Origin of the sequence: Achromobacter sp. Root565 (assembly GCF_001427425.1) — a bacterium.
GTDB lineage: Bacteria > Pseudomonadota > Gammaproteobacteria > Burkholderiales > Burkholderiaceae_B > Achromobacter > Achromobacter spanius_D.
Map to the genome: position 1 here is coordinate 814,522 of NZ_LMGO01000001.1, position 20,253 is coordinate 834,774.

Annotated in this window: 20 protein-coding genes and 1 riboswitch; of the genes, 11 read left to right on the forward strand and 9 right to left on the reverse strand. The window is 65.8% G+C overall.

Annotation, left to right across the window (positions count from 1 at the left end):
* The first annotated feature begins 20 nt into the window (after nt 1-20).
* The 5 genes from ASD71_RS03610 to proB all read left to right on the forward strand — a co-directional run bounded on the left by ASD71_RS03610 (nt 21) and on the right by proB (nt 4,187).
* Complete coding sequence (locus tag ASD71_RS03610; protein WP_056559936.1) at nt 21-779, forward strand: IclR family transcriptional regulator; 759 nt, start codon at nt 21-23, stop codon at nt 777-779.
* 269 nt (nt 780-1,048) lie between these two features.
* Complete coding sequence (rplU, locus tag ASD71_RS03615; RefSeq protein ID WP_006216228.1) at nt 1,049-1,360, forward strand: 50S ribosomal protein L21; 312 nt, start codon at nt 1,049-1,051, stop codon at nt 1,358-1,360.
* A 34-nt stretch (nt 1,361-1,394) separates the two neighbouring features.
* The gene (gene rpmA, locus ASD71_RS03620; RefSeq protein WP_006216229.1) at nt 1,395-1,655 is read left to right on the forward strand and encodes a 50S ribosomal protein L27; all 261 of its coding nucleotides are present in this window, start codon (nt 1,395-1,397) and stop codon (nt 1,653-1,655) included.
* A gap of 203 nt (nt 1,656-1,858) precedes the next feature.
* Nucleotides 1,859-2,995: a GTPase ObgE gene (obgE, locus tag ASD71_RS03625; protein WP_056559938.1), complete on the forward strand. Its 1,137-nt coding sequence runs from the start codon at nt 1,859-1,861 to the stop codon at nt 2,993-2,995.
* A gap of 55 nt (nt 2,996-3,050) precedes the next feature.
* Nucleotides 3,051-4,187, forward strand: a complete 1,137-nt coding sequence (gene proB / locus ASD71_RS03630; protein ID WP_056559940.1) for a glutamate 5-kinase — start codon at nt 3,051-3,053, stop codon at nt 4,185-4,187.
* A 1-nt stretch (nt 4,188) separates the two neighbouring features.
* Here proB and ASD71_RS03635 read toward each other — a convergent pair whose 3' ends face one another.
* Nucleotides 4,189-4,857 carry a winged helix-turn-helix domain-containing protein gene (locus ASD71_RS03635; protein ID WP_235512015.1) on the reverse strand — a complete coding sequence of 223 codons (669 nt, stop codon included), beginning with the start codon at nt 4,855-4,857 and terminating at the stop codon, nt 4,189-4,191.
* A 125-nt stretch (nt 4,858-4,982) separates the two neighbouring features.
* On the opposite strand from ASD71_RS03635, the gene ASD71_RS03640 reads away from it, so the two are divergent.
* Entirely contained in the window at nt 4,983-5,411 is a 429-nt protein-coding gene (locus ASD71_RS03640) for a helix-turn-helix transcriptional regulator (RefSeq protein ID WP_056566375.1), read from the forward strand.
* Nucleotides 5,412-5,562: 151 nt separating this feature from the next.
* On the opposite strand, the gene ASD71_RS03645 is transcribed toward ASD71_RS03640, so the two are convergent.
* Nucleotides 5,563-6,126, reverse strand: coding sequence for a hypothetical protein (locus ASD71_RS03645; protein ID WP_056559944.1), 564 nt, complete (start codon nt 6,124-6,126; stop codon nt 5,563-5,565).
* Nucleotides 6,127-6,348: 222 nt separating this feature from the next.
* Nucleotides 6,349-6,455, forward strand: a riboswitch (TPP riboswitch).
* A 63-nt stretch (nt 6,456-6,518) separates the two neighbouring features.
* Between ASD71_RS03645 and thiC the strand changes: the two genes are divergently transcribed.
* Nucleotides 6,519-8,432 (forward strand): phosphomethylpyrimidine synthase ThiC, encoded by a 1,914-nt coding sequence (gene thiC, locus ASD71_RS03650; RefSeq protein WP_056559946.1) that lies wholly within the window; start codon nt 6,519-6,521, stop codon nt 8,430-8,432.
* A 1,019-nt stretch (nt 8,433-9,451) separates the two neighbouring features.
* On the opposite strand, the gene ASD71_RS03655 is transcribed toward thiC, so the two are convergent.
* From ASD71_RS03655 to gpmA, 7 genes are all read right to left on the reverse strand, one after another.
* The gene (locus ASD71_RS03655) at nt 9,452-10,864 is read right to left on the reverse strand and encodes an FAD-binding oxidoreductase (protein WP_056559948.1); all 1,413 of its coding nucleotides are present in this window, start codon (nt 10,862-10,864) and stop codon (nt 9,452-9,454) included.
* On the reverse strand, nt 10,861-11,580 hold the full coding sequence (locus ASD71_RS03660; RefSeq protein ID WP_056559950.1) for a FadR/GntR family transcriptional regulator: 720 nt from the start codon (nt 11,578-11,580) through the stop codon (nt 10,861-10,863). The genes ASD71_RS03655 and ASD71_RS03660 overlap by 4 nt, the downstream gene beginning before the upstream one ends.
* A gap of 82 nt (nt 11,581-11,662) precedes the next feature.
* Nucleotides 11,663-12,853, reverse strand: a complete 1,191-nt coding sequence (locus tag ASD71_RS03665) for a diguanylate cyclase (RefSeq protein ID WP_056559952.1) — start codon at nt 12,851-12,853, stop codon at nt 11,663-11,665.
* Nucleotides 12,854-12,957: 104 nt separating this feature from the next.
* Complete coding sequence (locus ASD71_RS03670) at nt 12,958-13,716, reverse strand: molybdopterin-synthase adenylyltransferase MoeB (RefSeq protein ID WP_056559954.1); 759 nt, start codon at nt 13,714-13,716, stop codon at nt 12,958-12,960.
* On the reverse strand, nt 13,713-15,158 hold the full coding sequence (locus tag ASD71_RS03675) for a S41 family peptidase (protein WP_056559956.1): 1,446 nt from the start codon (nt 15,156-15,158) through the stop codon (nt 13,713-13,715). The genes ASD71_RS03670 and ASD71_RS03675 overlap by 4 nt, the downstream gene beginning before the upstream one ends.
* Before the next feature lie 132 nt (nt 15,159-15,290).
* Nucleotides 15,291-16,892 carry a peptidoglycan DD-metalloendopeptidase family protein gene (locus tag ASD71_RS03680; protein WP_056559958.1) on the reverse strand — a complete coding sequence of 534 codons (1,602 nt, stop codon included), beginning with the start codon at nt 16,890-16,892 and terminating at the stop codon, nt 15,291-15,293.
* A 7-nt stretch (nt 16,893-16,899) separates the two neighbouring features.
* On the reverse strand, nt 16,900-17,652 hold the full coding sequence (gene gpmA / locus ASD71_RS03685) for a 2,3-diphosphoglycerate-dependent phosphoglycerate mutase (protein WP_056559959.1): 753 nt from the start codon (nt 17,650-17,652) through the stop codon (nt 16,900-16,902).
* Between the two features lie 214 nt (nt 17,653-17,866).
* On the opposite strand from gpmA, the gene ASD71_RS03690 reads away from it, so the two are divergent.
* Genes ASD71_RS03690 through ASD71_RS03705 form a run of 4 tightly spaced genes read left to right on the forward strand, consistent with a single transcriptional unit; the run spans nt 17,867 to nt 20,228 of the window.
* The gene (locus ASD71_RS03690) at nt 17,867-18,289 is read left to right on the forward strand and encodes a rhodanese-like domain-containing protein (RefSeq protein WP_056559961.1); all 423 of its coding nucleotides are present in this window, start codon (nt 17,867-17,869) and stop codon (nt 18,287-18,289) included.
* A 52-nt stretch (nt 18,290-18,341) separates the two neighbouring features.
* Complete coding sequence (gene grxC / locus ASD71_RS03695) at nt 18,342-18,599, forward strand: glutaredoxin 3 (RefSeq protein ID WP_056559963.1); 258 nt, start codon at nt 18,342-18,344, stop codon at nt 18,597-18,599.
* A 37-nt stretch (nt 18,600-18,636) separates the two neighbouring features.
* The gene (gene secB / locus ASD71_RS03700) at nt 18,637-19,167 is read left to right on the forward strand and encodes a protein-export chaperone SecB (RefSeq protein ID WP_056559965.1); all 531 of its coding nucleotides are present in this window, start codon (nt 18,637-18,639) and stop codon (nt 19,165-19,167) included.
* 17 nt (nt 19,168-19,184) lie between these two features.
* Entirely contained in the window at nt 19,185-20,228 is a 1,044-nt protein-coding gene (locus ASD71_RS03705) for an NAD(P)H-dependent glycerol-3-phosphate dehydrogenase (RefSeq protein ID WP_056559966.1), read from the forward strand.
* Nucleotides 20,229-20,253 lie beyond the last annotated feature (25 nt).

A 20,253-nucleotide genomic window follows, 5' to 3' on the forward strand; every position in this document is an offset into this window, starting at 1 on the left:
CTATTGGAATAATCGCCATCATGGCCGCCGATTACGACGTTCCCGCCATCCGCCGCGCGCACGACATCCTGCGCGTGCTGTCCGGCCGTCCCGCACCGGTGAAGGCCGCCGAACTCGCGCGAGCCTGCGAAATGCCCAAGAGCACGCTGTACCTGCTGCTCGACTGTCTTGAGCAACGCCGGTGGGTCGAACGCCAGGATGGCGGCTACATCATCGGACTGGAATTGATGGCGCTTGGCGCCGCCTACCTGCGGCACGATGGGCTGCAGGCGGCCTTTCACCAGGCCGCCGCCGGTTTCGTCGAGCGCTGCAACGAGGTCGTGCAGCTGGCGGCGCTGGATGGATTTGACGTGGTGTACCTGGCGCGGGAGGACGCGCGCCGCCCCGTGCGCCTGGTGTCCGACCTGGGCCTGCGGCTGCCCGCGCACGCCTGCGCGCTGGGCAAGGCGCTGCTGGCCAGCCTGCCGCCCGAGGACCTTGCCGCCCGGCTCCCCAAGACTCTGCCCCGCGTCACCGACCGCACGATCTCGGACCCCGCGCACCTGCACCGCGATCTCGACGACGCGCGGCGGCTCGGTTTGGCCCAGGAGCAGGAGGAGGTCGCCACGGGTCTGGTGTGCTTTGCGGCCTTTGTCGGTGTGACGCCGCTGGGCAAGCGGGTGGCGGTCAGCACGTCCATCCCCACCGACCGGCTGGACGACGCCCACCGGCAAGCGGCGATGGACGGCATCCGCCGGGTGGCGCGCGACATCGCGCTGCGTGTGATCCCGGGCGCATGAAGCCTTCACGCCACACCTAAGCCCTTAGCCTGCAACGGCTTTTTGACTTTCCAAAAGTCCCGGGCTAATATCTCGGATTCGGTCAGCAATGGCCGAATTACGTCGGTTGTTCGTGCACGCCGCCTGGCATCATCGGAAGTCCTGATTCAGCGGATTTTCGGCTAGTACAAGCGCTAGTACCAGCACTGGTACGGCAGGCCAGCACGGCATTCTTGCCCAGCAGGGCAGGCAGCTCGAACGAACCCATTTACCTATTTAAGGAATACCCCATGTACGCGGTCGTAAAAACCGGTGGCAAGCAGTATCGCGTTGCCGCTGGCGAAAAACTCAAGATAGAACAGATACCGGCTGACATTGGGCAAGAAATCACCCTGGACCAAGTGCTGTCCGTGGGCGAAGGCGACCAACTGAAAGTTGGCACGCCCCTCGTCTCCGGCGCCGTGGTCAAGGCAACGGTTCTTGCGCAAGGCCGCCACGACAAGGTCAAGATCTTCAAGATGCGCCGTCGCAAGCACTATCAGAAGCGTCAGGGCCACCGTCAGAACTACACCGAAATCCGCATCGAAGCCATCACGGCTTAAGAAGCGACTCGGTACCACTTAGCAGGAGCTAAACATGGCACAGAAAAAGGGCGGCGGCTCTACGCGGAACGGACGCGACTCAGAATCGAAGCGTCTGGGCGTCAAGGCATTCGGCGGCGAATTGATTCCCGCTGGTTCGATCATCGTGCGTCAGCGCGGTACTCGCTTCCACGCTGGCGTGAACGTCGGCATGGGCAAGGACCACACCCTGTTCGCGCTGATCGACGGCAAGGTTCAATTCGGCTTCAAGGGCGCATTGAACAAGCAGACCGTTTCGATCGTCGCTGCCGAGTAATTCGGATAGCGCGCCCGCGGACGCCAAGTCCGCGGTTGCAAACGATCTGGGACGCGGTCCGCCGCGTTTCCCGAACGGCAAAAGCCCTGTCGCGTGCGGCAGGGCTTTTTTGTTTGAAGGCAATTGGCGAGTAAGCTCTCGATTGCCTCCCGGCGGCTCCCCTGTAGGGACGCCCGCCCTCACCCACTACACGCGCAGACACCATGAAATTCGTAGACGAAGCCACCATTGAAGTGGTCGCCGGTAAAGGCGGCAATGGCGTGGCGAGCTTTCGCCGCGAAAAATTCATTCCCCGTGGCGGTCCCGACGGCGGCGACGGTGGCCGCGGCGGCACCATCTACGCGGTGGCCGATCGCAACATCAACACGCTGATCGACTTCCGCTACGCGCGCCTGCACCGCGCCAAGAACGGCGAAAACGGCCGCGGCTCGGACCAATACGGCGCAGCCGCTCCGGACATCACCCTGCGCGTGCCGGTGGGCACGATCATCCATGACGCCGACACCGGCGAAGTCCTGTTCGACCTGAACAAGCACGAGCAGCAAGTCGTGCTGGCCGCCGGCGGCCAAGGCGGCATGGGCAACATCCATTTCAAGTCCAGCGTGAACCGCGCGCCCAAGCAGTGGACGCCGGGCAAGGAAGGCGAGCACCGCTACCTGCGCATGGAACTGAAGGTGCTGGCCGACGTGGGCCTGCTGGGCCTGCCCAACGCCGGCAAGTCGACGCTGATCACCCGCATCTCCAACGCCAAGCCCAAGATCGCCGACTATCCGTTCACCACGCTGCATCCCAACCTGGGCGTGGTGCGCACGTCGCCGTCGCGCAGCTTCGTCGTGGCTGATATTCCGGGCCTGATCGAAGGCGCCTCCGAAGGCGCCGGTCTGGGCCACCTGTTCCTGCGCCATCTGGCGCGCACCCGCGTGCTGCTGCACCTGGTGGACGTGTCCACGCCCGACCCGGACGCGGATCCCGTCGAGCAGGCCGTCACGGACGCGCGCGCCATCGTCGAGGAACTGCGCCGCTATGACGCCGACCTGGCCGCCAAGCCGCGCTGGCTGATCCTGAACAAGCTGGACATGGTGCCCGATCCCGAGGACACCAAGCGCCGCTTCCTGGAACTCTACGGCTGGACCGGCCCGGTATTCGGCATCTCGGGCCTGTCGGGCGAAGGCACCCAGGACCTGATCTACGCGCTGCAGGACTACCTGGACGCCGAACGCGAGAAGGAACAACTTGCGCAGGATCAGGCCGAAGGCACCTACGTGGCGCCGGATCCCCGCTTCGACGAGACGCGCAGCGACGCTGACAAGCCGGCCGCGCCGCGCGGCGGTAACGAATAAGCCATAATCGCAGTCCTTTCGATTACGCTTTTTTTCGCCGCAGCCGGCCGCCATCATGTCTGCTGAATCACCCGCCGTTTCCGTCGTCACCCACGCCCAGCGCATCGTCGCCAAAGTCGGCTCATCGCTGGTCACCAACGAAGGCCGAGGCCTGGACCGCGCCGCCGTCGCGCACTGGGCCGCGCAGATCGCCGCCCTGCACAAGCAGGGCAAGCAGATCGTGCTGGTGTCCAGCGGCGCCATCGCGGAAGGCATGGCGCGTCTGGGCTGGCGCAAGCGCCCGTCGGTCATGCACGAACTGCAGGCCGCGGCAGCCGTGGGCCAGATGGGACTGTGCCAGGCCTACGAGGCCGCCTTCGCGGAACACGGGCTGCGCACCGCGCAGATCCTGCTGACCCACGAAGACCTGGCCGACCGCCATCGCTACCTGAACGCGCGCAGCACCCTGTTCGCCCTGCTGCGTCTGGGCGTCGTGCCCATCGTGAACGAAAACGACACCGTCGTGACCGATGAAATCCGCCTCGGCGACAACGACACGCTGGGCGCGCTGGTCACCAACCTGATCGAGGCCGACACGCTGGTCATCCTGACCGACCAGCGCGGCCTGTACGACTCGGATCCGCGCAAGAATCCGCAAGCCAAGTTCATCTCGCATGCCCAGGCCGGCGAACCCGCGCTGGAAGCCATGGCGGGCGGCGCGGGCAGCGGCATCGGCACCGGCGGCATGCTGACCAAGGTGCTGGCCGCCAAGCGCGCGGCCCACAGCGGCGCGCACACCGTCATCGCATCGGGCCGCGAACGCAACGTGCTGACGCGACTGGCCCAGGGCGAGTGCATCGGCAGCGAACTGCAGGCCGTCCTGCCGGTGTGGTCGGCGCGCAAGCAGTGGCTGGCTGATCACCTGCGCCTTCGCGGGCGTGTCGTGCTGGACGACGGTGCCGTGCAGGCACTGCTGCGCGAAGGCAAGAGCCTCTTGCCCATCGGCGTGACCGACGTCGAAGGCGAGTTCGGCCGCGGCGACGTCGTGGCGTGCGTGGACAGCCAGGGCCAGGAATGCGCCCGCGGGCTGATCAATTATTCGTCTGCCGACACGCGCCGCATCTTGCGCCAGCCGTCGTCGCAGATCGCGCGCATTCTGGGCAGCATGACCGAACCCGAGCTCATGCATCGGGACAATCTGGTGGTGCTGTAAGTCAGGCGCCGTCCATCCCCGAAGGCGCCCTGCCCGCGCCCTCGGGCAGCAGGATGTACCCCCAACCCCGCACCGCCAATAGCGGAAGTTCGATATTGAACCGGCGCGCCTTGCTGCGCAGCCGGGACACGACGACGTCCACGCGCCGCGCGCTGTCCAGGGGATCGCGCGCTTCCGCCGGAAAGAAGTTTTCGCGATGAAGACAGTGGCCCGGCGCATTGAACAACCGCACCAGCACGGCGCGCTCGCGAAGCGTGAGCGGCAGGCGTTGACCCGCGGGGCCCACCAGCACGCGTCCCGGCGACACGACGCGCCACGCCCCGGGTCCGCATCGCGCGCGCCGGTACAGGCTACGCAAGAGCGCATCCCATTCCAACGGCTCCGTGCCGGCCGGCACACAGGCGTCGACGCCCGCGTCCAGCGCCGCCGCGCGCTGGATCGCGGTGGCGCCACCGTCTTGCCACACCACCCGCGCGCCGGGCGCCGCGTGGCGCAAGCGGCCGATTAGATCGGCAATGCCAGCGCAAGGCCCCTGCAACGCGAGCAGATCCGGCGCGTCGTCAGGCAGGTGTTCCTGCAGCGCGTCCACCGATGCGAAGACGCGGGTGTCCCATTGAAATTGGCGCAGCACAGCGGCAAGCCGCCACCCCGCCACATTTTCAGATGGCATGATGAACACGCTGCCCCGCTCCCACATGCGACCGCCCCAGAAGTTATCACCCTAGTGTTATTTATATCCACCAACGTGACCGCCCCGCAAGCTTCAATCGCCGTGTGAAAACATTCTCAGACCGACTGAAGCATGCGCGTCTTCTTCGTGGCCACACGCAGAAGGCGCTCGCCCGCTTGGTGCGCATCTCCCAAAGTGCTATCGGCAGCTACGAAAGTGGTTTGCGGCATTCGAGCCGATCCGCGCGCAAGCTGGCGCAGGTGTTGAAGATCGAAGTCGAATGGCTGGAAACCGGCAAGGGTCCCATGGAGCTTCCCCTGGAAGCCTACGACTTGAGCAATACCTTGCCAGTATCAGGCGTTTCCGACGCGGCGCCGCGTCCCGGCGGCCGGCCCCGGCCCTTGGCGCCGTGGCCCTACCCCAATATTTCGCCCTCGCAGTTCGAATCGCTGACGCCTGACGAACGGGCAATGCTCGAAGCGTTGACCCAGACCTTCATCGAAACGACCCTGCTTCGCCGCGGCGTCAAGCCGCGCGGCCGCAAGATCGGCTGATTGCGAAACGCGCTGGCGGCCGTCGACGCGGAACCCGTCATCCCGCTCGTTTCCGGCCTGGCGCACACCATGCAAGCGCTTTCCCTTCCCGCCCAAAGTCGCGACGCAAAAAAACCCGGCTACAAGAGCCGGGTTTTTTGCGCGCCCTGAATCAGGGCTTGGCGGCGGGCGCAGGCGCGGGGGCCGTGCCACCTGCCGCGGGTGCGGCGTCGCCACGGATGCGGGCGGCGATTTCAGAGGCAGCCTGAGCCGAAGGCACGCCGAACGCCAGGACGCCGCGGTTGAGCGGTTCGCCGATCAGCGGCGCGGCAACCAGTTCCTGATCGATCACCAGGGCGAGCACGCTGCCGACGTTGGCGGTGCTGACGGTGGTGAGCTTGCGCGTACCGGCTTCGGAGAAACGCAGGCCAACGAAGTTCTGGCCTTGACGGTCGACCAGCGCGGCGGCATCGGTCAGGTCAGCGCGCGTGAGGACAGGCGTTTCCTGCAGATAGAGCTTGCCGTCCGGGAGGCTGACTTCACGCAGGCCGGCGCCGGGTTCGCGCTTGGCAAGATAGAAATCCACGCGCGCGGCGGTCGCGGGCGTGGCCGATTGCTGGCCTGCCTGAGGCGTGGCCGCGGCGTCGGACGTCTTAGTCGGGGCGGTCTTGCAACCCGCTAGCGCCAATGTCACGACAACGAGGGCGGGCGCCAAAGTGCGTAGGTTCAGTTGCATGCTCGATTCCTTCTTAAGTGGGCTGATGCCGAACGGTAAGACTCTAAGACTGTACACGCGGCGTGTGGAAAAAAGTGTACCGAACCTGCATGACGGTGTCTGCCTAGACTGAATCCAAATGTAAAGCAGTAATACCAGCCTGCTGGAAAAGCCCTATTTCTGCGGCTTGGCGGGTAGCGCGCAGATTGATGGCGGCACCGGGCGCACTTGGCTCTATACTTCGCGTTCACGCAGGGGTACTCGTCCCGCTTCAGGGCGGCGACGTGTTGAGAGAGTCCCTTCGTACCAGTACGGATAATGCCGATGCTGGGAGCGTATTCCCGCCGCGCGTCTTCGCACGCCTGGACGGGAGTCCATCCCGATCGGCTCCAACCACTCGCTTGGAGCTTTCCATGAACGCCAATCCCAAATTCCTGGCCGCTACCGCCGAAGTCGACGCGGCGGCCGTCGCACCGCTGCCCAAATCCCGCCGCGTGTATGAAGTGGGCTCGCGCCCCGACATCCGCGTGCCCTTCCGGGAAATCGAACAGGACGACACCCCGACGATGTTCGGCGGCGAAAAGAACCCGCCGCTGACGGTGTACGACTGTAGCGGTCCCTACACGGACCCCGAAGCCAAGATCGACATCCGCCGCGGCCTGCAGGAACTGCGACGCGCCTGGATCGATGAGCGCGGCGATACGGAGCTGCTGTCCGGCCCGACCAGCGAGTACGGCAAATCGCGTCTGACCGACCCCAAGCTGACGGCAATGCGCTTTGACCTGCAACGCCCGCCGCGCCGCGCAAAATCGGGCGCTAACGTGTCGCAGATGCACTACGCGCGCCGCGGAATCATCACGCCTGAAATGGAATACGTGGCCATCCGGGAGAGCCTGCGCCGCGAACACTACCTGCAAACGCTGCGCGACAGCGGCCCCGACGGCGAGAAGATGGTCAAGCGCCTGCTGCGCCAGCATCCGGGCCAATCGTTCGGCGCATCGATTCCCGCCGCGATCACGCCGGAATTCGTGCGCGACGAAATCGCCCGCGGCCGCGCGATCATTCCGGCCAACATCAATCACCCGGAAGTGGAACCGATGGCCATCGGCCGCAATTTCCTGGTGAAGATCAACGCGAACATCGGCAATTCCGCGGTCAGCTCGGGCATCGGCGAGGAAGTGGAAAAGATGACGTGGGCGATCCGCTGGGGCGGCGACACGGTGATGGACCTGTCCACGGGCAAGCACATCCACGAAACCCGCGAATGGATCATCCGCAACTCGCCGGTGCCGATCGGCACGGTGCCGATCTACCAGGCGCTGGAGAAGGTGGACGGCAAGGCCGAGGACCTGACCTGGGAGATCTTCCGCGACACGCTGATCGAGCAGGCCGAGCAAGGCGTGGACTATTTCACGATCCACGCAGGCGTGCGTCTGCCGTTCATTCCGATGACCGCGGACCGGATGACGGGCATCGTGTCGCGCGGCGGCTCGATCATGGCGAAGTGGTGCCTGGCGCATCACAAGGAGAGCTTCCTGTACGAACGCTTCGAAGAGATCTGCGAGATCATGAAGGCGTACGACGTGAGCTTTTCGCTGGGCGACGGCCTGCGCCCGGGCTCGGGCTACGACGCAAACGACGAGGCGCAATTCGCCGAACTGAAGACGCTGGGCGAGCTGACACAGGTAGCCTGGAAGCACGATGTGCAGGTGATGATCGAAGGGCCGGGGCATGTGCCGATGCAGATGATCAAGGAAAACATGGAGCTGCAGCTGGAACACTGCCACGAGGCGCCGTTCTATACGCTGGGGCCGCTGACGACGGACATCGCCCCTGGCTACGACCACATCACGTCGGGCATCGGCGCGGCACTGATCGGCTGGTACGGCACGGCGATGCTGTGCTACGTGACGCCGAAGGAACACCTGGGCTTGCCGAACAAGAAGGACGTGAAGGACGGCATCATCACGTACAAGATCGCGGCGCATGCGGCCGACCTTGCGAAGGGACATCCAGGCGCGGCGATCCGCGACAACGCGCTATCGAAGGCGCGGTTCGAGTTCCGTTGGGATGATCAGTTCAACCTGGGACTGGATCCGGATACGGCGAAGGAGTTTCATGACGAGACCTTGCCGAAGGATTCGATGAAGGTGGCGCACTTCTGCTCGATGTGCGGGCCGCATTTCTGCAGCATGAAGATCACGCAGGACGTGCGGGATTATGCGGCGGCTCAGGGAGTTAGCGAGAAAGAGGCGCTGGCGAAGGGGATGCAGGAGAAGTCGGTGGAGTTTGTAAAGAAAGGGAGTGAGGTTTATCACCGGCAGTGAGTTGCTGGCGGGGGATGATGTTGATGGAGTGTGGGGGTTGCGGCTTGCGGCTTGCGAGCTTGCGGCTTGCGGCGGATCGGGTTCTTTAGACGCCCGGCGCGGCGTGGGCCTGGGGCGGGCGGGGCTCCGATTGCGGTCCGGAGCCTTCGCTCCGGACTACCCCGTCCTCAACCTCGTCCGCCTTCGGCTCCCTTCGGTTTCCGTCGGGCGCATCTGAACGCCCCGCCCGCCCCAGGCCCACGCCGCACCGGGCTTTGTTGGTTTGATCTTCACGGGGGCCGGGGCGAGTTGGGTTCTTTAGGTTCTTGCCCACGGCGGAGTGGAAGAGAAGCGTCTTACGGTGCCCGCCCCCAGCCGGCCGCGCGGGCGGCCTTTGGGGGCTTACGCGCTGTCTTGCGTCGTGGTGAGGACGCTTCGCGAGTGGCAGCTTTCGGGTCAGGTGTCTGACACCCTGGTGAGATTCGCTTCATGCCAGGWTCATCTCCCGAGGGTGTCAGACACCGGCAGCRGCAGACGATCTCGCCAAGCTCAACCAAGKGAGGTGTCTGACACCCTGGTGAGATTCGCTTCATGCCAGGTTCATCTCCCGAGGGTGTCAGACACCAGCAGCGGCAGACAATCTCGCCAAACTCAACCAAGTGAGGTGTCTGACACCCTGGTGAGATTCGCTTCATGCCAGGTTCATCCCCGAGGGTGTCAGACACCAGCAGCGGCAGACAATCTCGCCAAGCTCAACCAAGTGAGGTGTCTGACACCCTGGTGAGATTCGCTTCATGCCAGGTTCATCTCCCGAGGGTGTCAGACACCGGCAGCGGCAGACRATCTCGCCAAGCTCAAGCAGTGCCGACACCGATCGCCACTTGAACTCCAATGCCCGATGACGACGGGGGGCCGCCTAGGCAAGTCCGGAGCGAAGGCTCCGGACCGCAATCGTGGGCAATCGTGCCCACGGGGGCCACTGAGTCGGGCGACCTACGAAGATCCGCCGAGACCTATGAGACTCAGACCCTCAACACCGCCTACAACAACTTCCCAGGATTCATGATCCCCGCAGGATCCATCACCTTCTTGATCTCCCGCATCAACCGCAGCTCCACCGCATCCTTGCTATGCAAGAAATGCTCCCGCTTCAACTGCCCGATCCCATGCTCCGCAGAAATACTCCCCCCATACCGATTCACTTCATCCAACACCGCATCCGTGATCGCCGCCCCATGTTCGGCCACCCAGTTGCGGTCGGCGCCTGCCGGGCGGGACAGGTTGTAGTGCAGGTTGCCGTCGCCGAAGTGGCCGAAGATGAAGGGGCGGATGTCGGGGTAGAGGGCGCGTACGCGGGCTTCGGCGGTCTGCATGAAGTCGGGGATGCGTTCGATCGGTAGCGACACGTCGTGCTTCAGGTGCGGGCCGTCGGCGCGTTGGGCTTCGGAGATTTCCTCGCGCAGCTTCCAGAGCGTCTGCAACTGCGCAAGCGAGGCCGAGACGGCGGCATCCAGGCACAGACCGCGTTCGAGCGCCGTGCCGATGACGCTTTCGAGCAGCGTGTTCAGCGCGGCTTCGTCGGTCGTGTCGGCCAGTTCCACCAGCACGTAGGCCGGGTAGCGCTGTTCGAACGGTTCCTGCACGCCCTCGGCGTGCGTGAGCACCAGGTCCAGGCAATCGCCGGTGAAGAATTCGAACGCCTGCAGGCGCGCGCCGCATTGTTCGAACAGGATCTCGAAGAGTTGCAGCGCCTGCGCGGGCGATTCGACGGCGGCCAGCACGACCGAGCGCACGTCGGTGCGCGGGTAGAGGCGCAGCGCGACGGCGGTGATGATGCCCAGCGTGCCTTCGGAACCGATGAGCAGTTGCTTGAGGTCGTATCCGGTGTTGTCTTTGCGCAGGGTGCGCAGGCCGTGGAAGATTTCGCCGGTGGGCAGCACCGCTTCCAGGCCCAGGACCAGTTCCCGCGCCATGCCGTATCGCACCACGTTCACGCCGCCGGCATTCGTGGCGACGTTGCCGCCGATCTGGCTGGAGTCTTCGGCAGCGAGGCTGAGCGGCAGCAGGCGGCCGGCGTCCTGGGCGGCGCGGCGCAGGTTGCCGAGGATGGCGCCGGCCTCGGCAACCATGGTGTTGGCCACGGTGTCGATGGCGCGCACGGCGTTCATGCGGTCCAGGCTGATGACCACGTTGGTGGCCTCGCCGTCGGGCGTGGCGCCGCCGCACAGGCCGGTGTTGCCGCCGCGCGGCACGACCGGCACGCCGGCCTCCTGGCACAGGGCAAGGCACGTGGCGACCTCGGCCGTCGTACGCGGACGAACGACGGCCTGGGCGTGGCCGTTATACAGGCCGCGCCAGTCGGACAGCCACGGCGCGATGTCCGCCGGGTCGGTGAAGACGGTGTCGGGGCCCAGGGCTTGGACCAGCCGTTGAGAAAAGTCGGATGCGCTCATGAGATGTGGGATGCGGCGGGAGAGAGAAGATCGAGTTGCAGGCGGCCGGCGGCTTGCTGCAGGTGGCGGATGGCGGCCTGGCGGGCGCGGTCGGGATCGCGCCCGCGGATGGCGTCGAACACGGCGACGTGTTCCTGGTGCACGACGGCGGTCAGGCCTTCCTGCAGGCGGCTGTTGGATCGGGCAGTGCTGACCGCCAGGCGCAGCTGCAGGTTCAGGTATTGCAGCAGGTCCTGGTAGTAGCTGTTGTGCGTGGCGGTCGCGATGGCGACGTGAAAAGCGATGTCGTGCTCGACGCCGGCCTCGGGGTGGTCGAGATGGGCTTGAAGCGAAGCCAGCGCCGCTTCCATGGCGTCCAGGTCCTCCGGCGTGCTGCGGACAGCCGCCAGCGCGGCCGCGCCGCCTTCGAGTTCCATGCGCAGTTCGTAGACGCTGGCGAGCTTCTTGCGGTCGACCGCGATGCCGGTGGACACCTGAAAGCCTTGCGCCCCGGTGCGCGAGACAACGGTGCTACCCGAACCCTGCCGGCTCTGGATCAGGCCTTGGGCGCGCAGGCGTTCCGTGGCTTCACGGATGACGGCGGCGCTGACGCCGTACTGCTCGGCCAGCACGCGGCCGGACGGCAGCTTGGCGCCGACGGCATGGACGCCATCCGCGATGTCGCTGGCGAGTTGCCGGGCGACCTGCTCGGTGAGGGTGAGGCTCTTGGTCAACATGGGCGGATTATAGACAGATTTTTCAGGTTATCTGATAACTTTTAGCCAGATTCGGACCAATTGGGACAATCGTGCCGGCCTATCAAGCCGCGACTGACGCGCTCTGCAATGCTTCGCTTTCCGCGACTTGCTCGCCCTGATCCACCACGCAGCAGCGGCCGCCCTGCGCCTTGGCGCGATAAAGCGCGGCGTCGGCGGAGTCCAGCGCGCCTTGCGGGGTGCGGTTGGCGCCGGACATGATCGAGATGCCGATGGACAAGCCCACGCAGACGCCGTTGCCGTCGGTCAGCGTGATGGGCTGGGACACGTCGCGCAGCAGGTGTTCGCCCAGCCGGAGCGCGGCCGTGGCGTCGATGCCGGTGACCAGCACGATGAATTCGTCGCCGCCGATGCGCGCGGCGACGTCGTCGACCCGGAGCATGGCCCGCATGCGGTCCGCGATGGTTTTGAGCACCTGATCGCCGCCGGCGTGGCCGTGCGTGTCGTTGATGCGCTTGAAGTCGTCCATGTCCATGTAGAGCAGCGCCGCGGCGCTGTCATGGCCGCGGGCGCTGGAGCACACGCGTTCCAGCGCGGCCTGCAGGCCGGCGCGGTTGGCCAAGCCGGTCAGCGCGTCTTCGCTGGCGCGGCGGTCGCTGTCGCGCTCGGCCAGCATCGTGGACACCAGGATGCGGTTCAGGCGGTGCGAGGCGATGACCATGCTGATCAGATAGAACGGGATCTGGATGAAGACGATCGCCATCACCCATTCACCGGTGAAGAGCGCGCCCAGACACATGGGCCCCAGACTCAGGAAGATCATGGCGCCCACCAGCCGCGGCGCGCCGTAGTTGCGGAAGCAGATCCCGCCGGCCATGGCGCCGCAGGATACGCCCGCCAGTGTCGCGGCGAGCCAGTCGCCGTTCAGGAAGGTGATGAAGACGCCATAGCCCACGCTGAACGCCCAGAACAACGCCAGCAGGATGTACAGGTCGGTGTGGGTGTTGCCGCCCTTTGGGGCCGCGCGCAGCGCGGATCGCAGGATGACGACGCGCACCAGCGCGAGCACGACCTCCAGGATCAGCCACGAGATATATAGCGGTTCGGGCCGCCGCCACGCGACGACGCCCGAGATCATCAGTGTGTTGATGACCCCGCCGGCAAAAATGGGAAGCGTGCCGAACAGACTGGCGATGAGCGCCGCGCGGATGTCCGCCGGCGTGTCATGCCCGGAATGCGTCAGCCAACGTGTCAGCCGCCACTTGGGCAGGCTGAACTTCAGTCCTGTTTCCACGCCGTCATGTCCATGCCCCTCTACCCGAATTCAGTAGGCTGGCTGGCGTTATAGCAGGTATTTGAAACCTTTAGTATTGTTCTTAAGTGCAATGCGGGCAGACTTCAGGCGTGCTCGCGGTGGCCGCAGACCGTGCATTCGGGGTCACGTTGCACGTTGACGCTGCGCCATTGCATGGTGCGCACGTCCAGCCAGAGCAAGCGGCCGGACAGGCTTTCGCCTACGCCGGACAGCAGTTTCAGGGCTTCGGCGGCCTGCATGCTGCCAATAATGCCGACCACCGGCGCGAAGACGCCCATGGTGGCGCAGTTGGCTTCTTCGACGTCGTCGGCTTCGGGAAACAGACAGTGGTAGCACGGCGCGTTGTCGTCGCGCAGGTCGTAAACGCTGACCTGGCCGTCGAAGCGGATGGCGGCGCCCGACACCAGCGGCTTGCGGTGCTGCACGCAGGCGCGGTTGATGGCGTGCCGGGTGGTGAAGTTGTCGGTGCAGTCCAGCACCAGGTCCGCTTGCGCGACGGCATCGGACAAGGCCTGGTCTTTCAGGCGCTCGACCCGGGCGTGAACGCGGGTCTGCGGATTGAAGGCGCCCAGCATGTCGCGGCCGGACTCGGCCTTGGGCCTGCCGACGCTTGCGGTGGTGTGCAGGATCTGGCGCTGCAGGTTGCTGAGTTCGACGACATCGTCGTCGGCCAGCGTGATATCGCCCACGCCGGCGGTGGCCAGGTAGAGCGCGGCGGGCGAACCCAAACCGCCCGCCCCCACGATGAGCACACGCGCCGCCAGCAGTTTTTCCTGCCCTTCGATCCCGAGTTCGTCCAGCAGGATGTGACGGGCGTAGCGCAGCAGTTGCTCGTCGTTCATTTGTCCTTGCTGGGCTCGACTCCGGTCGGCGTGATCTTCATGCGCTGGGGCGTTCCGCCGCCGGCCTTGGCGTCTGCCTTGGCCTGGGCGCGGGCCGAGCCCTTCTGCACCGGCTTGCCGGCCAGCAGATTCAGGGCCTGCTGGAGCTGGAAGTCGTCCTTGCCGCCGAATTCAAACACCTTGGCCGGCAGATCCACATTGTCCTGGTCGGCGCTGGACTTGATTTCGTTGGTGGTCTGCTGGTTGGACAGGTGACGTTGCAGGTCGGCTTCGCGCGGCAGGCGGAACAGGTCGCCGTCGGCCGTATCGGCAACGACGTAGTCCGGTTCGATGCCGGTCGCCTGAATGGAACGGCCGCTGGGCGTGAAGTAGCGCGACGTGGTCAGCTTGACCGCGGTGGTTTCGGACAGCGGCAGGATCACCTGCACGGAGCCCTTGCCGAAGGTGCGGTTGCCCAGCACCTTGGCGCGCTTGTGGTCCTGCAGCGCGCCGGCCACGATCTCGGAGGCCGAGGCCGAACCCACGTTCACCAGCACCACCATCGGCACCGTCTTGGTCCAGGCCGGCAGGCCGGACAGGTAGTTGCTTTCACCGCGGGCGTATTCCGAAGGCGTCGCCAGGTACTTGTGGCGGGCGTCCGGCGTGCGGCCGTCCGTGGACACCACGAGCGCATCGGGCGGCAGGAACGCGCCGGACACGCCGATGGCGCTGGTCAGGAGGCCACCCGGGTCATTGCGCAGGTCCAGCACGAGACCCTTGGGCGGTTCCTTCGCGCCCAGCTCCTTGAGCTGGCGGGCGAGGTCGGCGCCGGTCTTTTCCTGGAATTGGGCGACGCGCACGTAGGCGATGCCGTTGTCCAGCATCTTGCTGCGCACGCTGCGCACCTTGATGATGTCGCGCACGATCTTCACGACGATCGGCTGCGGGCGGTCCGCGCGCATGATCGTCAGCGTGATGGGCGACTTGGGCGCGCCACGCATGAGCTTGACCGCGTCGTTCAGGGTCATGCCCTTGGTGGGCGTGTCGTCGATCTTGATGATGAGGTCACCGGCCATGACGCCGGCGCGGGCCGCAGGCGTGTCCTCGATGGGCGAGATGACCTTCACGAAGCCGTCTTCCGCGCCGACCTCGATGCCCAGGCCGCCGAACTCGCCTTGCGTCGCAGTCTGCATTTCGCGGAACGCGTCGGCATCCAGGTAGGCGGAGTGGGGATCCAGGTTCGACACCATGCCCGAGATGGCATTGTCGATCAGGGTCTTGTCGTCGACGGCCTCGACGTAGTTGTTCTTGATGGCGGCAAAGACATTGCTCAGTTGCCTGAGCTCGTCCAGAGGCAGGGGGCTGCCGCGCTGGGCGACCGCAGTCACGCCAACACTCAGCAACACACCAGCCACCGCACCGATGGCAATCAGACCGAAACCGCGAAACTTACGAGTGCCCATGCACACTTCCCGAATTTTGTTTTCGCCGATGGGTTTGGTAATTTACCAACGGTATTTTTCCAACGACATTCATTTACCGACAGCGTTTACGCCGATTGCATTCCAGCAAACCGGCTGCACCAGCCGACACATCTACTGCGCCAGCCATTGGGCCGGGTCCACTGGAGCGCCACGATGGCGAATTTCAAAGTATAGGCCGGATTCCACTTGGCCGCCGGTTGCGCCCACGGTAGCAATAGTATCCCCGCCAGCCACCGCATCGCCCACCCGTTTGAGCAGACTTTGGTTGTAAGCATAGACGGTCAGGTATTGCTGGCCATGATCCACAATGATCAGGTTGCCAAAGCCGCGCAGCCAATCGGCGTAAACCACAGTACCCGGGGCCACGACCTTGACGGGCGTACCCTCGGCCGCGCGCAGCACCACGCCACGCCACACGCCGCCGTCCGGACGATCCACCCCGAACCTGCCCTGCACCTGGCCGCGCACCGGCATGGTCAGACCATGACGCAGGCCGTTGCCGCCGCCCACGGGCGGCGCCTTGGCGGTCTGCTGTGCCGATGCACTGCGCGTTGGAGTGGCGGGCTCCTCAATCGGTTCCGCCTTTTTGGGGGGATCCGCGGGTTTTGTGGGCGGCGGGGTATCAGCCGGGCCGCCAATGCGGGTCTGCCGCTGGTCGGCGGGACGCAAGCCGGCGGCGTCGGGGTCGGCCACGGCCACCGGGCCGCGATTCTTTTGGGCTGCCGCTTCGACCTGTTCGCGCGCCTGGGCGGCCTCGCGGGCTTCGCTGTCGCGGCGCGCGCCGTCCTCGGCGGCCTTGCGGTCTGCCTCGGCCTTGCGGCGGGCGTCCTGCGACCGGCGTTCGGCCTCGGCGCGCTTCTTGGCCTCTTCGGCGGCGCGGCGGGCTTCCTCGGCCGCACGTCGCGCTTCCTCGGCACGGCGGGCTTCTTCGGCGCGTTTGCGCGCCTCTTCGGCCTTGCGGGCTTCCTCGATCTGCTTGGCGATGGCCGCGTCCAGGTCGGTGATCAGCCGTGACAGGCGCTGGTCGTCGCGCCCGAGCTTGTTGGCCTCGGCGCGCTGGGCGGCGATCTGTCCTTCAAGCTGGGCCAGCAGGCTGGCGCGCTCTTTTTGCTGGGCGACCAGCGCGGTTTTCTGTTCGGAGGTCTCGGCAACCCCCTTTTCGATTTCGGTGCGGCGTTCGTCCGCGCGCGCCTGCAGGGCGGCCAGCCGGTCGATGTCGGCTCGCAGGGCCTTCACGGCGTCGGCCCGGGCACGGGACACGTAGTCCAGGTAGCCCAGATTGCGGCCCAGCACCTGGGGATCGTCGCCGGAAAGCAGCGCCGTCCAGGGCGACAGGCCGCTGGTGTATTGGGTGCGCAGCTGGTCGGCCAGTTCGGCGCGGCGCTTGGCCAGCACGGCCTCCTGCGCGGTGATCTGCTTTTCCAGCGACGCGAGATCGGCCGTCGCCTTGCGATTGGCGTCGGCCAGTTCCTTCAGGCGCAGGTTGATCCGGGAAATCGACGATTCCGACTGCTTGAGCGCGTCGGCGGCCTCTTTGCGGGCCGCCTCGCGGTCGTCGATGTCCTTTTGCAGGCTCTCGATGCGGTCGCGCAAGGCGGCCTGCTGTTTTTCGGCGTCGGACTGACGCCCGGCGAGGTCACTGGGCGCGGCACGCGCAGGCAGCGCCCCACTGGCCAACATGACCGCCAACAACAACCCCGCCGTGCGACGCATAGAAATATCAGTCCTTCTTGGCCTTGCCCTGGGCTGCAACCGCAGCCATGGCCGCCTCGATCTCGGCGGCATCGCCGAGATAATAGTGGCGGATCGGACGCAGGTCATCATCCAGTTCATAGACGAGCGGCTGGCCGGTCGGGATATTCAGGTTGACGATGTCGTCGTCCGACACGTTGTCCAGGTGCTTGATGAGCGCGCGCAGGCTGTTGCCGTGGGCGGCGATCAGCACCTTGCGGCCGGAACGGATGGCCGGGGCGATGGAATCGTTCCAGAACGGCAGCACGCGGGCAACGGTGTCCTTCAGGCACTCGGTGGCGGGCAGCTGGTCGGCCGGGATCTTGGCGTAGCGGCTGTCAAAGCGCGGGTGGCGTTCGTCGTCCAGATCCAGCGGCTCCGGGGCGATCGCGTAGGCGCGGCGCCAGATCAGGACCTGCTCGTCGCCGTACTTGGCGGCCGTTTCGGACTTGTTCAGGCCCTGCAGAGCGCCGTAGTGGCGCTCGTTCAGGCGCCAGTTCACGCCGACCGGGGTGTACATGGCGTCCATGGCGTCCAGGGCGATCCACAGGGTGCGGATGGCGCGCTTGAGCACCGAGGTATAGGCCAGGTCAAAGGCAAAGCCTTCTTTCTTGAGCAATTCGCCCGCCTTGCGGGCCTGTTCGCGGCCGGTGTCGGTCAGGTCGACGTCGGTCCAGCCGGTGAAACGGTTTTCAAGATTCCACTGGCTTTCACCGTGGCGCATCAGTACGAGTTTGTGCATGGTTTGGGACGCCCGCCGGGCGGGTTAAAGTTGGAGGATGGTTAAGGAATGCGCTCATTTTATAATTGAGTGATTTTGCCCGTGATTTTGCCCCGGCGCACCGCGTCCATGTCCTGGACGCGTCGCATCAGGGTTCGCCCCTACCAGGCTGGCCGGAAGACTTGCCAACAGGCAAGCCGACGTAGCGCCCGCCGACGTACTACAGGAAGCCTTCGTGGACCTTTTGCAATTCTTGCTCGATAAAAACAACATTTTCATCGTCGCCGTCGCCGTCGTATCCGGCGTGATGCTGATCATTCCCGCCCTGCGCAAGGGCCGGACCGGGTCCGCCATCAGCACGACTGAAGCCATCCAGATGGTCAACCAGCGCAATGCCGTGTGGGTCGACGTGCGCCCCGTCGAGCAATTCCAGGCCGGCCACATCGCTCAGGCACGAAACGTGCCGGCAGCCGACATCGAGCAGAAGGCCAGCTCGCTGCCCAAGAACAAGCCTCTCGTGGTGGTTTGCGACAACGGCCGCGATTCGGCCCGCGCCGCCGCCAAGCTGCGCGCCCAGGGATTCACCGACGTCGTGCCGCTTGAAGGCGGCATGCGTGCCTGGTCGGCCGCCAGCCTGCCGGTAACCCAGAAGGGTTGAAGCAGGGGGACTTGCCCCCATCTACCTATTCTTGTACCCACAGGAGCGCCCTATGAACAAAGTCGTCATGTACAGCAAGGACTATTGCCCCTACTGCTCCCGCGCCAAGGCGCTGCTCGAGCAGCGTGGCGTGGCCGACCTGGAAATCATCCAGATCGACCGGGAACCGTCCCAGCGCGATGTCATGATCGAACGCACCGGCCGGCGCACCGTCCCGCAGATCTTCATCGGCGATACCCATGTCGGCGGTTGCGACGACCTGATGGCCCTGGACCGCTCGGGTGGCCTCACCCCCTTGCTGAACGGCTAATCGCCCCTTTTTGCCCCTCCCACCAACGGAAACACTCATGGCTGATCAAGACCAAAACACCCAGCAAGAAGGCGGCAACGACGCGCCCTCGTTCAATCTGCAGCGCGTCTACCTGAAAGACCTTTCGCTGGAAATGCCGAACGCGCCTCACGTGTTCCTGGAGCAGGAAGCGCCCCAGGTCGAAGTGAGCATCACCGTGGGCGGCCAGCGCCTGGCCGAAACCGTGTTCGAAACCACGGTCACCGTCACCGTCACCACGCGCATCAACGACAAGGTCGTGTACCTGGTTGAAGGCACGCAAGCCGGCATCTTCGAAGCCGCCAACATCCCCGAAGAGCAACTTGATCCGCTGCTGGGCATTGTCTGCCCCACGATGCTGTACCCGTACCTGCGCGCCAACGTCGCCGACGCGATCACCCGCACCTCGATGCCGCCGCTGCACCTGACCGAAGTCAACTTCCAGGCCCTGTACGAGCAGCGCATCGCCGAACTGCAACAGCAGCAGGCCGCCGGCGCGAACGGCGCCGAATCGGGCATCATCCTGCCGCCCGGCGCCACCCGCCAGTAAGCACCCCGCGGCGCCCCATGAACCAACCCGCCGAGCCGCGCCTGCGCGTCGCCGTCCTGGGAGCGGGCAGTTGGGGCACCGCCCTGGCGGCGGCCGCCAGCCGCCGCCACCCCACCCAGCTCTGGGCGCGCGAAGCCGCGCAAGCGGCCGCCATGGCCGCCGCCCACGAAAATGCCCGCTATCTGCCGGGCATTTCCCTGCCCAAGACGCTGCAATATTCCGCTGACCTGGACGCCACGCTGCGCACCTTGCAGGACGACGCCGCGCGCCGCCTGATCGTGCTCGGCGTGCCCGTCGCGGGTCTCACGTCCATCTGCGAGGCGCTGTCGCAACGGCTGCCCGCACTGGGACTGCAAGACACGCCCATCGTCTGGACGTGCAAGGGGTTTGAGGCCGACACGGCCAGACTGCCCCACGAAATCATGCGCGAGGCCCTGCCCGGCGCGACCGGCGGCGCCTTGTCGGGCCCTTCGTTCGCCCGTGAAGTCGCGCAAGGCTTGCCCGTCGCCTTGACGGTCGCCAGCAGCAGCCCCGCCCTGCGCGAAGCCACCACGGCCGCCTTCCATGGTGCGGCGCTGCGCGTTTACGCCAGCACCGATCTCGTTGGCGTTGAGGTCGGCGGCGCGTTGAAGAACGTCATTGCGGTGGCCTGCGGCATTGGCGATGGCCTTGCGCTGGGCACCAATGCCCGCGCGGCCCTGATCACCCGCGGCCTGGCCGAGATGACCCGTTTTGGCGTCGCGCTGGGCGCGCAGGCCGAAACCTTCGCCGGGCTGACCGGCCTGGGCGACCTGGTGCTGACCGCCACCGGCGAGCTGTCGCGCAACCGGCGCGTGGGCCTGGAGATCGGCGCGGGCCGCAAGCTGGCCGACATCCTGGCCAGCGGCATCACCGCCGAAGGCGTGCGCTGCGCCCGCGCCGCGCTGGACCGCGCCCGCGCCATCAATGTCGAATTGCCGATCACCGAAGCGGTGTGCGCCGTGCTGTTCGAAGGCGTCGCCCCCATGACCGCCGTCTCGGCCCTGCTGGCGCGGGATGCGCGCTATGAAGGGCTGGGCTGACACGACAACTACCCGAGGAGACATC

Coding starts and splice junctions, on each gene's coding strand:
- ASD71_RS03705 (WP_056559966.1), top strand. CDS start 19,185: ATGAACCAACCCGCCGAGCCGCGCCTGCGCGTCGCCGTCCTGGGAGCG.
- grxC (WP_056559963.1), top strand. CDS start 18,342: ATGAACAAAGTCGTCATGTACAGCAAGGACTATTGCCCCTACTGCTCC.
- ASD71_RS03655 (WP_056559948.1), bottom strand. CDS start 10,864: ATGAGCGCATCCGACTTTTCTCAACGGCTGGTCCAAGCCCTGGGCCCC.
- rplU (WP_006216228.1), top strand. CDS start 1,049: ATGTACGCGGTCGTAAAAACCGGTGGCAAGCAGTATCGCGTTGCCGCT.
- gpmA (WP_056559959.1), bottom strand. CDS start 17,652: ATGCACAAACTCGTACTGATGCGCCACGGTGAAAGCCAGTGGAATCTT.
- proB (WP_056559940.1), top strand. CDS start 3,051: ATGTCTGCTGAATCACCCGCCGTTTCCGTCGTCACCCACGCCCAGCGC.
- ASD71_RS03670 (WP_056559954.1), bottom strand. CDS start 13,716: ATGAACGACGAGCAACTGCTGCGCTACGCCCGTCACATCCTGCTGGAC.
- rpmA (WP_006216229.1), top strand. CDS start 1,395: ATGGCACAGAAAAAGGGCGGCGGCTCTACGCGGAACGGACGCGACTCA.
- ASD71_RS03675 (WP_056559956.1), bottom strand. CDS start 15,158: ATGGGCACTCGTAAGTTTCGCGGTTTCGGTCTGATTGCCATCGGTGCG.
- thiC (WP_056559946.1), top strand. CDS start 6,519: ATGAACGCCAATCCCAAATTCCTGGCCGCTACCGCCGAAGTCGACGCG.
- ASD71_RS03660 (WP_056559950.1), bottom strand. CDS start 11,580: ATGTTGACCAAGAGCCTCACCCTCACCGAGCAGGTCGCCCGGCAACTC.
- ASD71_RS03635 (WP_235512015.1), bottom strand. CDS start 4,857: ATGCCATCTGAAAATGTGGCGGGGTGGCGGCTTGCCGCTGTGCTGCGC.
- obgE (WP_056559938.1), top strand. CDS start 1,859: ATGAAATTCGTAGACGAAGCCACCATTGAAGTGGTCGCCGGTAAAGGC.
- ASD71_RS03645 (WP_056559944.1), bottom strand. CDS start 6,126: ATGCAACTGAACCTACGCACTTTGGCGCCCGCCCTCGTTGTCGTGACA.
- secB (WP_056559965.1), top strand. CDS start 18,637: ATGGCTGATCAAGACCAAAACACCCAGCAAGAAGGCGGCAACGACGCG.
- ASD71_RS03680 (WP_056559958.1), bottom strand. CDS start 16,892: ATGCGTCGCACGGCGGGGTTGTTGTTGGCGGTCATGTTGGCCAGTGGG.
- ASD71_RS03610 (WP_056559936.1), top strand. CDS start 21: ATGGCCGCCGATTACGACGTTCCCGCCATCCGCCGCGCGCACGACATC.